The 11,760-nt window shown below is 60.2% G+C and carries 9 protein-coding genes and 2 pseudogenes; 1 reads left to right on the plus strand and 10 read right to left on the minus strand.

Annotation, left to right across the window (positions count from 1 at the left end; genetic code table 11):
* The 10 genes and pseudogenes from E8M77_RS24310 to E8M77_RS21305 form a co-directional block, all read right to left on the minus strand.
* A pseudogene (locus E8M77_RS24310) lies at positions 1-250 on the minus strand (IS6 family transposase); the annotation flags it as partial.
* Positions 251-289: 39 nt separating this feature from the next.
* Positions 290-2,056, minus strand: coding sequence for an ABC transporter ATP-binding protein (locus E8M77_RS21265; protein ID WP_137132634.1), 1,767 nt, complete (start codon positions 2,054-2,056; stop codon positions 290-292).
* The gene (locus tag E8M77_RS21270) at positions 2,049-2,966 is read right to left on the minus strand and encodes an ABC transporter ATP-binding protein (protein WP_137133062.1); all 918 of its coding nucleotides are present in this window, start codon (positions 2,964-2,966) and stop codon (positions 2,049-2,051) included. Before E8M77_RS21270 ends, E8M77_RS21265 begins: the two co-directional genes overlap by 8 nt.
* A gap of 26 nt (positions 2,967-2,992) precedes the next feature.
* A complete protein-coding gene (locus tag E8M77_RS21275; protein WP_137132635.1) occupies positions 2,993-4,069 on the minus strand; it encodes an iron chelate uptake ABC transporter family permease subunit in 1,077 nt (358 codons plus the stop codon).
* The gene (locus E8M77_RS21280; protein ID WP_205910507.1) at positions 4,066-5,118 is read right to left on the minus strand and encodes an iron chelate uptake ABC transporter family permease subunit; all 1,053 of its coding nucleotides are present in this window, start codon (positions 5,116-5,118) and stop codon (positions 4,066-4,068) included. Before E8M77_RS21280 ends, E8M77_RS21275 begins: the two co-directional genes overlap by 4 nt.
* On the minus strand, positions 5,115-5,957 hold the full coding sequence (locus E8M77_RS21285) for a siderophore-interacting protein (protein WP_137132637.1): 843 nt from the start codon (positions 5,955-5,957) through the stop codon (positions 5,115-5,117). Before E8M77_RS21285 ends, E8M77_RS21280 begins: the two co-directional genes overlap by 4 nt.
* Position 5,958: 1 nt before the next feature.
* The gene (locus E8M77_RS21290; protein ID WP_170975959.1) at positions 5,959-6,888 is read right to left on the minus strand and encodes an ABC transporter substrate-binding protein; all 930 of its coding nucleotides are present in this window, start codon (positions 6,886-6,888) and stop codon (positions 5,959-5,961) included.
* Between the two features lie 47 nt (positions 6,889-6,935).
* On the minus strand, positions 6,936-9,452 hold the full coding sequence (locus E8M77_RS21295; RefSeq protein WP_137132639.1) for a TonB-dependent receptor: 2,517 nt from the start codon (positions 9,450-9,452) through the stop codon (positions 6,936-6,938).
* A 140-nt stretch (positions 9,453-9,592) separates the two neighbouring features.
* Positions 9,593-10,627: a FecR family protein gene (locus tag E8M77_RS21300; protein ID WP_137132640.1), complete on the minus strand. Its 1,035-nt coding sequence runs from the start codon at positions 10,625-10,627 to the stop codon at positions 9,593-9,595.
* A gap of 84 nt (positions 10,628-10,711) precedes the next feature.
* Positions 10,712-11,218 (minus strand): RNA polymerase sigma factor, encoded by a 507-nt coding sequence (locus E8M77_RS21305; RefSeq protein WP_137132641.1) that lies wholly within the window; start codon positions 11,216-11,218, stop codon positions 10,712-10,714.
* Positions 11,219-11,655: 437 nt separating this feature from the next.
* Between E8M77_RS21305 and E8M77_RS21310 the strand changes: the two are divergent.
* Positions 11,656-11,760, plus strand: a pseudogene (locus tag E8M77_RS21310) (IS6 family transposase); the annotation flags it as partial.

The raw sequence follows: 11,760 nt of genomic DNA on the forward strand, positions 1-11,760 counted from the left end.
CATCGAAGTGCCATTTGTCACCGAGCTTGCCGGCCGATCGCCTTCGGATATCATTGGCAAAGTGTCTGCCAAATTTCTCCGCCCAGAGCCTCACGGTCTGGTGAGAGACGATGATGCCACGCGCTGCCAGCATATCCTCGACCATGCGCAGACTGAGCGGAAAACGGAAATAGAGCCACACGGCATGGGCAATCACCTCTGCAGAAAATCGGTGGCGACGATAAAGAGGATCATGGGCAAGTCTGGTCATGCCGACAGATCCCACATTTTGCTCGACGACCAGTTAACGTTACAGTGCCCTCTCGTCGGTATCATTGGCGACCGTGAAACGGCCGCTGCCCTGCGCGTCATGTAGCTGGCTGTAGCGACCGTCCTTGCGGGCGATCAGTTCCGCGTGGCTTCCCTCTTCGGCAATCCGGCCGTCTTCGACTACGACGATGCGATCCGCATTGGCGATGGTCGCAAGCCGATGGGCGATAACCAGCGTGGTGCGGCCTCTGGAGAGTTCTGCCAATGACTGCTGGATGGCGCGCTCTGTTTCCGTGTCGAGGGCAGATGTCGCCTCATCAAGGATGAGAATCGGCGGATTTTTGAGGAAGATGCGGGCAATTGCGAGCCGCTGCTTCTGACCGCCGGAGAGTTTGACTCCGCGCTCGCCGATCACCGTATCGAGACCCGCCGGAAGTGCGGCGATCACATCGTTCAACTTTGCGCGGCGCGCCGCCTCGGCGATCTCGGTTTCCGTTGCACCCAGGCGGCCATAGGCGATGTTATCGCGGATCGTGCCGGCAAACAGGAACACGTCCTGGGCAACAATGCCGATATGGGAGCGCAGCGACCTCAGCGTCATGTCACGGATGTCGATACCGTCGATGCTGATCGCACCGCCCGTCACCTCGTAGAAGCGTGGCAGAAGCGAGCATATCGTCGTCTTGCCCGCGCCCGACGGGCCGACAAAGGCAACGGTTTCGCCGGCCTTGATCGACAGGCTCAACCCGTCGAAGACGGGCCTATGCGGACCATAGCCGAAATACACATCGCGGTACACGACATCTCCCTGGAGCCGCGCGACGGCTTTGGCATGGGCCCTGTCGGCAATATCGGGCCTTGTATCGAGGAACTGGCAATAGCGTTGGAACCCGGCCAGACCCTTCGGATAGGTCTCGATGATCGAATTGATCTTGTCGATGGGGCGGAAGAACACATTGACCAGCAACAGGAAGCCGACAAATCCGCCGGCGGTCAATTCGCCGCGCACCACGAACCATGCGCCGGCCAGCATCACCACCACCTGCACGAAACGCATCGACAGGTAGGAGAGCGACATGGAGGCCGCCATCACCTTGTAGGCGGCAAGCTTGGTGGCGAGATAGTTGCCGTTATTCTCGGCAAACAGTTTTCGTTCGTGATCCTCATTGGCAAAGGCCTGCACCACGCGGATGCCGCCGACATTTTCCTCGATGCGGGCGTTGAACTCTCCCACCCGGCCATAGAGCGCGTGCCAGGTCGCGGTCATGCGCTGGCCATAGACGGTGGTGAGGATGGCCGTGACCGGCACGATGATCGCCGTCAACAGCGCCAGCGGCACATGCACCCAGAGCATCAGCACCAGCGCGCCGACCAGCGTCATGAGAGCGATGAACAGGTCTTCCGGACCATGATGGGCGACCTCGCCGATCTCTTCGAGATCCTTGGTCAGCCGCGCCACCAGATGCCCGGTCTTCTGGTTGTCGAAGAAGCCGAAAGAAAGTTTCTGCAAATGATCGAAGGCCTTGCGGCGCATCTCGGTCTCGATCTTCAGGCCCAGCATGTGTCCCCAATAGGTGACGACAACCTGTAGGCCGGCATTGACCAGATAGATGAGAAGCAGGCCGAGCGAGGCGAACGTGATCAAACCTAGCTGGTTTGTCGGCAGAAGCCTGTCGATGAACAGCGTCACCGCAACGGGAAAGGCCAGTTCCAAGAGGCCAGCGGCGACAGCGGAGGAGAAGTCGAGAGCAAACAGGCCACGATGGGGTCGGTAATAGGCTGAGAAGCGCTTCAACAGCTCACTCATGGAGCCCTCCTTCCATCTTGTTGCTACAGAGACTATGACGAACGAGAGGGCCGCCTTCGGTAAAACTTTCTCGCGTCAGATGCTCTGTTTTTCGCTGCTCGACCTTTGCCAATTCGTTCAACCCCGATCTGCCTCTCCCCTTCGGCACGATGAGCGGTGTGCCGGACACCGGATCGGGGATGATGATGGAGTGCAGGCCGAACACCTCCGCGACCAGCTCTTCGGTGACGATAGCGGAGGGGTTCCCCTCGGCGATGATGATGCCGTCCTTCATGGCGATGAGGTGCGAGGCATAGCGGCAGGCAGGGTTGAGATCATGCAGCACAGCGACGATCGTGCGGCCTCTAGCGTTGAGATCGGCCAGCAGATCCATCAACTCGATCTGGTGGGCGATGTCGAGAAAGGTGGTCGGCTCGTCTAGCAGGAGGATCGGTGTTTGCTGCGCCAGCACCATGGCAATCCACACCCGCTGGCGCTGGCCGCCAGACAGTTCATCCACCAGCCGCCCGGAGAGTTCCGTCAGGCGGGTTGCCTCCATCGCTGCAAGGACGGCCTCCTCATCGGCCATCGACCATTGCCGCAGGAAGGACTGGTGCGGATAGCGCCCCCGCGCCACCAGATCCGCCACCGTAATACCGTCCGGCGCAATCGAGCTTTGTGGTAGGAGACCAAGGCGGCGGGCAACCTCCTTTACCGGCATATCGGCAATGCTGCGCCCGTCGAGGATCACCTGTCCCGCCGAAGGTATGAGCAGCCGCGACAGGGCGCGCAGCAGGGTGGACTTGCCGCAGGCATTCGGCCCGACGATGACGGTGAAGGCGCCGTCTGGAATTGAGACCGACAGCTCCGTCGAGATCGTGCGGGCGTCGTATTTGAGAGTGACACGCTCGGCATGCAATCTGCCGGGCATGGGGAGGGGTGTGGGATTTGTGGTGGTCATTTGCGACCCTCGCGCATGAGAAGAAAGAGGAAATAGAGCCCGCCGATGCTGACCGTCATGACGCCGACGGGAAGCTGCACGCCCAGCACATGCTGGGCAGCCCAGTCTGCGGCGAGCAGCAGCAGCGCGCCGGTAAGTGCGGATGCCATGAGGGTGACGCCTGCGGAGCGCGTCATGCGCCTTGCGATCTGCGGGGCGCAGAGCGCGATGAAGGAGATGGGTCCCGCCGTGGCCGTGACGATGGCCGTCAGCGCCACGCCGAGCAGCATCAGCCAGGCCCGGATTTGGTTCGCGTTGACGCCGGAGGCACGGGCCACATCCTCGCCCAGTTCCAGCTGTCGCATCGGGCGAGACAGAGAAAGCGTCAGCGGCAGCAGAGTGCACAGCACCAGCGCCACCGGCACAAGCTGCTCGACACCGAGGCCGTTCAGCGAGCCCGCCCCCCAGATGGCGGCGGACATCGCCACCTGAAGATCGGCCTCGCGGATCATCCAGGCATTGAAGGCAGACAGCATGGCGGCAACACCGATGCCGGTGATGATGAGGCGAAAGCCCTGCACGCCGCGCCGCCAGGCCAGCAGATAGACGACGGTCGCCGTCAATATCCCGCCCGCCAGCGCGCCGAGCGCCGTCTGATAGGTGCCGCCGGAGAACAGGAGGATCACCACCAGCGCCCCGGTATAGGAGCCTGCGGAAAAGCCGATGATATCGGGTGAGCCCAGCGGATTGCGCGTCAGGCTCTGGAAGATCGCGCCGCTCATGCCGAGAGCCGCACCTAGCAGAATGGCGAGTGCCACGCGCGGCAGGCGCCATTCCACCACGATCATCCGCACCATGTCCTCGCCCTGGCCCGCCAGCGCCCAAAACACCTGCGGCAGGGCAATGGGATATTTGCCGCTGAGCAGCGACAGGGCGGCCAGCGCGGCGATGAGCGACAGCAGCATCAGCGCAAGGATCAGTGCGCGGCCATCAAGCCGGAACGAGACGCGGCCAGACGAGAGGCGCACGGCAGCCAGGCGGCGGCCGAAGTCGATCTTTACAGCATGAGGCCGGGAGGCTGGCCGTTCCATCATAGCCCGCTCGCTTTCTTCCGCCGCGCCAGCAGGATCAGTACTGGCGCACCGATAAAGGCGGTGACGATGCCCGCCTCAAGCTCGCCGGGAAACAGGACCAACCGTCCGGCAATATCGGCAATCAGCAGCAGCACCGGGGCGTAGATCATCGTCATGGGGATGATCAGGCGTTGATCCGGCCCGGTAAACCAGCGCACAACATGCGGCACCATCAGCCCGACAAAGCCGATCGGGCCGCAGGCGGCGGTTCCGGCTCCGGCCAGCAGCGTGACGGCCACTAGCGTCAGGATGCGGGCGCGCAAAGTATTGGCCCCGAGCGAACGGGCCAGATCATCGCCCAGCGCCACAGCATTCAGCGAAGGGGCGGTCACAAGGGCAATCACCAGCCCGATGCCGATAAAGGGGGCGACCGCCACGACGACATCCATGTTGCGTCCCGCAGCCGAGCCGATGGCCCATTGGCGCATGGCATCGAAGGCCTGCGGGTTCAAAAGCGTGATCGATGAGCCGATACCGCCGAGCACCGCCGACAGCGCCACACCCGCCAAAACAAGACGCACCGGCGTCGCACCCTCGCGACCCGTCGCACCTAAACTATAGACGGCAAGCGTGATGATGATGGCGCCGAGAAAGGAAAACCACAGCAGGGCATGGATCGACTGGACGCCGAACAACCCAACCGCCAGCGTCACGCAGAAGGCGGCACCGGCATTGACACCCAATACTCCCGGATCGGCCAACGGATTGCGCGTCGCCGCCTGGATCAGCGCCCCGGCCACGCCGAAGGCTGCGCCGCACAGAAGCGACAGCAGGGTGCGCGGCAGACGATAATCCATGATGACGATATGATCGACCGAGTTGGCGTCATAGGCAAACAGCGCTTCCAGCGCCGTCGAGGGAGCAATCGCCCGCGCCCCGACCAGAAGGCTTAGCTGCGACAGGGCCACCAGCAGCACAAGGCCAAGCAGCAGACCGATGAGGCGCACCGCATGCCCCGGCCTGACGGCCAGAGACTGCGCATCGGCCTTGATGGAATCTGCGATGCTCACACCCGCGCCTGCCCTTCGATCCAGTAGCCCACGGCATCGATGCGGGACTTGTCGAAGCCCAGCCCATCGCGGAAATGCTTGCGGCAGTCCGAAACCGCCTTGGCCTCGCCGGCAATATAGATATAGCCCGGCCCTTCCGGCAGCGTGGTGATCTCCCGTGCGATGCGCGGCAGTTCGGTATAGCCCGGCCGCTCCGGACGCAGTCCATGGCAGGCATGCCAGGTCACCTCCACATCGGCCAATGTTTCGATCATCTCACCGATCTCCTGACGATCGGCATCGGACGGGATCTCGACATGCACTACCGCCCGGAACCCTTCAGGCAGTTCCTCCAGCACACGGCCGACAGCGGGCAAGCCGGTGATGTCCGTCAGCATCAACAGCCAGCGGCTGGCCTTCGGCAACCAGAACCGGCCTTCCGGATTGCAGATGCCGACGATATCACCGACCTTGGCCGCCATCGCCCAGCTGGCTGCCACGCCGCCCTCATGCACCACCATGTCGAGCACCATCTCGCAGGTCTTTGCATTCCAACGGCGCACCGTATAGGGCCGGTTCGGCGCATAATCCGCCCCCTCCGGCATCTCCCAACGGCCATTCTCCCGCAACACAGGCAGCACCACTGGCGTCTCGTCATCCGCCCGCACCGCCAGCCGCACCCACTCATCCGGATGCCCGCTGGCCAACAGCCGCTCCCCGCCGTCTAGCTTCAGCACCACACGGATCATCGACGGCGTCAGGTGCCCGACCGATACCACAGAGGCCAGAAAATTGTCCTCCACATAGGCTTCGTGATCGTGATCCAGTGTGCCCGAAAGGGCTTGTGTGTTGGCGTGCATGTCAGTGTGCCTCTACCTTGACGGCGGTTTCCATCCGACGAAGGATTTTGGGAAATGCGTATGGAATGGCCAGAACGCTCGGCCAGGAGGCCGCCCAGATCTCTTCGGGATCATCGAGCCCGACATACCGGCTTTCGCGGACGGGCGAGAACATCTGGAACAGGCGCTGACTTTCCAGCGCTGCGCGGGCACCGGGTTCGTACCACATGACCAGAAGATCGGAGGCAACGCTTTCGAGGTCTTCAAGGCTGGCATCTGCTGCAACATGCCCGGCATTTGCCCTGGCAAGCTGCTGGACGCCCGAGGACGGCTGCATGCCGATTTCGATCATCCAATCGACCCGCGTTTCGCCCGGCAGATACACAACAATCCGGCTGCTGCCGGCGAAATAGGAGCCGAAGGTGAAGCTCCTGCCCTTAAGGGCTGGATAGGCGTCGCCAAAGCTTCGCAACAAGCGTTCGGTCTCGGACACAAGCTGCATCGCCCTGTCCTCCATGCCAAGGATCGCCCCAGCGATTTCTGTCTGCTCACGCCATCCAGCCCTCCAGGGCCCGCTGCGATAAGCAATTGTCGGAGCGATCCGGCTCAACCTTCTGTAGGAAACGGCATCGATTTGCGAAAAGACGCCGACAATGAGGTCCGGTTTCAGGCGCGCAATATGCTCGAAATCGACCATACTGCCATCGAGAAGCTCCGGCTTTTGTGCTCCGAATTTTGGCTCGCACCAAGGCGTAATGCCGCTCGCGAACATGCCGGAATAGACGATGGCAATCGGCTTGTAATCGAGCGCAAGGAAAGAGGCCTCATCTCCATAACCGATCGTGACGAGCCGCTGCGGTTGCGAGCGCAACTCGGTGCGCCCGAAGGCATGATCGACCGCCCGTGGATAGACACCGACTTGAGCCCGCGCGAAAGAAGGCGGCAAAAGCATTGCCGCCACACTCCTTGTCAGGGCACGCCGTGTCACGAGGCACATGATCAGAACTTGAATTTTGTGGAAACGCTGAAACTGCGCGGCTCGCCATAATAGCCGGTGTCGAAATTGCCGAGGCCAGCATAGTACTTCTCGTTCAACAGGTTCTTGATGTTGAACGTGACGTCCACCTTTTCGTTCAGTTTGTACTTCGCCATCAGGTCGATGAGGAACACGTTCTTTTGCCTGATGTCTTCATAGACATTGGCCGGGCTCCAGACATAACCGTATATCTTGTCCTGCCAACGGACACCGCCACCGATGGTCAGCTTGTCCCATTCACCGGGAAGGGTGTAGGTCGTGTAGAGCTTCACGACACTTTCCGGCGCCGTCGTCTGGATGAAGGAATAGACCCTTTCGCCATTTGCCTTGCGAGCGTGAGAATAGGTGTAGCTGGCATAGACGTTCCAGTCCGGCTTGATCTCGCCGGAGGCCTCGAGTTCGAAACCCTTGGTGGTGACGCCATCGGCTGCAGTATAGTAATACTCTCCCGTATCGGCATCAATTCCGGCAGTCTCTGCAACATTGTCCTGCTTGATCATGAAAACAGCAGCACTTGTATTCAGCCGCCCATCAAAAAGCGCAGCCTTCACACCCGCTTCGTAGCTATTGCCTTCCTCTGGATCCAGGTAGGCACCGCTAATGGTTTGGTTCTCCTGCGGCTTGAAAATGCTGGTATAGCTCGCATAAACGGAAACACTGTCATTCACGTCGTAAATGACGCCGAGATAGGGCGTGAGTTCGCCTTTGGCCGAATACTGGCTGGCGCCACTCCAACTGGCGGACGCATTGTCGTAAGATCCTTTGTCATCGTAGTCATACCAGCTGACACGGCTACCCAGGACAAAAGACAGATCATCCGTCGGCCGCAGGCGGGTCGCAGCATAGGCTCCGTACTGCGTCAGGCTGGTTTCATACCTGCCGGTCAGGTCGAAATCGGGCTCATCGGTGTTGCCGTCCCAGTTAAAGAAGTTTGGCACTGCCGGATCATAGTTCACGCCGCCATAGCCATACAGAGGCCCTTTGGTCGTTTTGCGAGATGCGGTGGCCCCGAACATGAAATCATGTTCTCGACCGAACAGCTCCACTGGTCCGGACAATTTGGCATCGACAGTATCCTGAACCAGTCGGCCAACATATTTCCCGACATACTGGTAGACTCCCTCTCCAGTGACGGGATCAGGATAACCGCTGCCGGCGGAACCGAGCACGCTGTCGTGTCCATTGCGTCGGTGATCATAGGTCAGACTAGCCTTCCAGCCATTGTCGAATTCATGATCGAGCGTCGCAAAGATGTTGCTGGTATATGTTTCGCGCCGGCTCCAGTCGGCTGCAGGATTTGTCGATACGTCAAAATCAGTTCGGCTGCCGTCACTATAAAACATAGGCAAGCCCGTCCAACTAGAACCTCTAGGCCTGTTGCGCTGATAGTCTGCACCGACCGACAGGGTTGTATCGTCACCCAAGTCAGCCTCCAGAATACCGTAGAGGGTGAATGATTTCTTCTCGTAATGATCAAGATAAGATTCAGCATCCTCGAACGAGCCCGCCATTCGGCCCCGCAACGTGCTGTCAGGATTGATAGGACCCGACAGGTCGAGTTCGGTTCGGTAGGCATTCCACGACCCGGCAGTTCCGGTGACCGATCCTTGAAATGTGTCTGTCGGTCGTTTGCGCACCAGATTGACGGCGGCTCCGGGGCTGCCTGCCCCTTGCAGAAGACCATTTGCCCCCTTCACGATCTCAACACGATCATAGATCGTCATGTCGGGATTGCTGAGACCATAATCATAGACGCCCTCATTCTGAATGACGACGCCGTCATACTGGAACTCCCCCACGGTGAACCCGCGAGCGAGATACTCCGTCCGGTCGCTGTCATATTTTTGGACAGCGATGCCGCTTGCCGATTCCAGCGCGTCCTGCAGGCTCGTACTGCCTTGATCCTCAAGACGCTGACGCGTCACGACCGTGACAGACTGCGGCGTTTCCCGGATGGAAAGCGGCAAACCGGTCGCAGTGCTCATCTGCTGCGTCGTATAAGACCCCGTCCCCTCCGTGGTGGCTGTCGCCTGCCCCTGCACCAGAATTGTCTCCAGCACGGTCGAGCCATCGGCACCCGTCGATGAGGCATCGGCCGCCTCCGGTCTGGTCAACGACACACTGTTTCCGGAGAAGCGATAGGAGACGCCCGTGCCCGTAAGCAGTTGGGCCAGCGCCTGTTCGGGGGAATAGGTGCCGCGAACGGCGGTGCTGCGCAGGCCTTCGACACGAGAAACATCGTAGAAGACCTGGATTCCGGCCTTGTTCGCAAAGGAGAGGATCGCGCTGTTGAGGTTCTGCGCGGGAATGTTGAAGGCAATGGATTGTTGCTGAGCCGGGCTGGCCGACGCTGCCTGCTGTGCAAAAGTCGGTGAACCGGCAACCGACAGGCCGATGGCCAGTGTAACCACGCTGACCGTCGATCCGAGCCGCTGGCGAAGATCATGGCTCCGGCCGCTGTGTCCCACCTTTACCCCCATTACAAAACCCTTTCGTCACTTTCGTTTGCGCTGGCGGAAGGCTGCTTCCGCCGGTTCGCAAATGAGACGAATCCGCTCATGTTTTCCGGTAAGGTTTTTTTGACTTTTTTGCTGCCATCAAAACCGGCTGTTTGCCGTGCTCAGTAGAGAAGGGTCACGAGCGGCGGAACGGAGGCAGACCGGATGCCGAGTTCATGCGTGATGGTGGCAAGCGCCCGGTCGAGATCCCTGGTCTCGAACACGCCGCTGACCGTGCGGTTTGCAAGTGTGGGATTTCCGACGGCAATACGACCGCGGCGATAGCGATTGAGTTCGGCCACGACATCTGCCAGCGGCACCCGATCAAAAACCAGCTTTCCCTGCCGCCAGGCAGCCGCCAGCTCGACATCCTTCTCCTGAACCGTGCCCAAGCCGGTCCGTGCTGAGTATCGGACAGATTGACCGGGGGCGAGAATGGCGCTGGCAGATTGATGTTCTGGATCTGTCAGGTTCACACGAACCTCATGCTCGACCACCGTCACCTCAACCGAGTCCGACAGGCGATCCATAACAAACTGCGTGCCAAGGGCTGTTGCCGTTCCCTCCGCACCCTCTACGACAAAGGGACGGTTTTCGGCTCCTGCCTTCGGCGCAGCGGTGAAGTAAGCGGCGCCCTCCAGCAGTTCGACACGCCGCTCGCGATCGGAAAAATGCAGGGCTATCGCGCTTGCGGACGACAGGTCCACGACACTGCCATCCGGCAAGGTCACGCTGCGCTGTTCGCCGGGTGCCGTCTGGTAATCTGCAACCAACAGGGTGATGGGGCTGCCGTACCAGAAATTCGACACGCCGATCATGGCGGCCAGACAGATCGCGGCCATGCTGGCGCCCAGCCACAATGGCCTGCGGGGCCTGTGCGGCATGGCGACTCCGGCAAGAGACCGTTCCGGCCCAGGCTTTGCGGAGACACGATCGAGGTACAGGGCGCCGGGGGCTTCACGCAATCCCGCCAGATCGCCCCAGGTGTTGTGCGCAAATTCAAAAGCCTCGGCATGATAGATGCTTTGCGAACGCCAGCGCTGAAAGGAAGCGCGCGCCTGCGCATCAAGTGGATCGCCGCCGAGCCGAATGACCCATTCGGAAGCCTCCGCTTCAATCTGTTCTTTGTCGTCTCGGAGTTCCACACTTCGGCCCATGTTCTTGCACCGCCACTTCAGACGCAGTCCATAATAAGACGTTCAGGGCGCCTTTGTCCGGTAACGTCCCTGCGCTTTTTCTCGCTATTGCGGTCGAAGCCGTTTGGTGACGTGCAACAGCGCCTTGGCCAGATGTTTCTGCACGGAGCTTTCCGATATACCGAGGCGTTCGGCGGTTTCGGCGTAGCTCAATCCCTCAACCCGGTTCAACACAAATATCTGCCGTGTCCGCTCCGGCAGTTCCGCCACGATCGAGCGCAGCCGATCCAGCTTTTGCCGGGCATCCGCCTCGTCTTCCTGCGAAGGCCGATCATCCGCAACATTTGCCATATCATCATGCGCTGCAGCATCCGTTTTCTGCCTCGCCTTCTGGCGAACGTAATCCACGGCAAGATTGTGTGCGGTTCGATAGAGGTAGGATCGCCCGTTCAGCACGACGGCGCTGCCAGCCGGATTTTGCTCGGCATAACGCAAGAAGGCCTCTTGCGTCAGGTCCGCAGCGGTATCGGCATCCCTCAATTTGTCGGTGAGATAGGCTTGCAGTTCCCGCCTATGCGCAAGGAACAGCCCCTTCAGCGTCTTGTCCGTCACTTTTGGTTTTCAGCGCTTGACCGTTTAAGAAATTCATGAGGGTGATTATCCGGTTTTATCACGTGTCGCAATCCGGCAGCTCAACGCGGGACCTCTCAAATTCCATCATACCGAGCAGCGATGTTTGCTGCGCTGCTATTATCCCGTATTAGATGCTTCAGCCTTCCGTCTCTGCTTATTGGCGAAGCGCAGACCATGTGCTGGTAGAGGCGGACGTCGGAAGAGGCTGTCTTGAAACTGGTTTGTCGCATCCGTGCGGTGAGCGTTATCGCCATTCTGAACCCATCACCGGCATCACGGTGCAGGCCCTTTGGGGAAGGCGATGACGTCACAGCATCAGCGAAAACTTCCAGGAAACACAATGTCCTGATCGACGAGAACGTTGAACGGCACTGTAACGTTAACTGGTCGTCGAGCAAAATGTGGGATCTGTCGGCATGACCAGACTTGCCCGTGATCCTCTTTATCGTCGCCACCGATTTTCTGCAGAGGTGATTGCCCATGCCGTGTGGCTCTATTTCCGTTTTCCGCTCAGTCTGCGC

It is taken from the genome of Rhizobium sp. FY34, assembly GCF_005222845.1.
In the GTDB taxonomy this organism is placed as follows: domain Bacteria; phylum Pseudomonadota; class Alphaproteobacteria; order Rhizobiales; family Rhizobiaceae; genus Neorhizobium.

What these genes read in the sequence shown, in the direction of transcription:
- E8M77_RS21290 (WP_170975959.1), bottom strand. Translation starts at nt 6,888, where the DNA reads ATGCTTTTGCCGCCTTCTTTCGCGCGGGCTCAAGTCGGTGTCTATCCA.
- E8M77_RS21295 (WP_137132639.1), bottom strand. Translation starts at nt 9,452, where the DNA reads ATGGGGGTAAAGGTGGGACACAGCGGCCGGAGCCATGATCTTCGCCAG.
- E8M77_RS21270 (WP_137133062.1), bottom strand. Translation starts at nt 2,966, where the DNA reads ATGCCCGGCAGATTGCATGCCGAGCGTGTCACTCTCAAATACGACGCC.
- E8M77_RS21300 (WP_137132640.1), bottom strand. Translation starts at nt 10,627, where the DNA reads ATGGGCCGAAGTGTGGAACTCCGAGACGACAAAGAACAGATTGAAGCG.
- E8M77_RS21265 (WP_137132634.1), bottom strand. Translation starts at nt 2,056, where the DNA reads ATGAGTGAGCTGTTGAAGCGCTTCTCAGCCTATTACCGACCCCATCGT.
- E8M77_RS21275 (WP_137132635.1), bottom strand. Translation starts at nt 4,069, where the DNA reads ATGATGGAACGGCCAGCCTCCCGGCCTCATGCTGTAAAGATCGACTTC.
- E8M77_RS21285 (WP_137132637.1), bottom strand. Translation starts at nt 5,957, where the DNA reads ATGCACGCCAACACACAAGCCCTTTCGGGCACACTGGATCACGATCAC.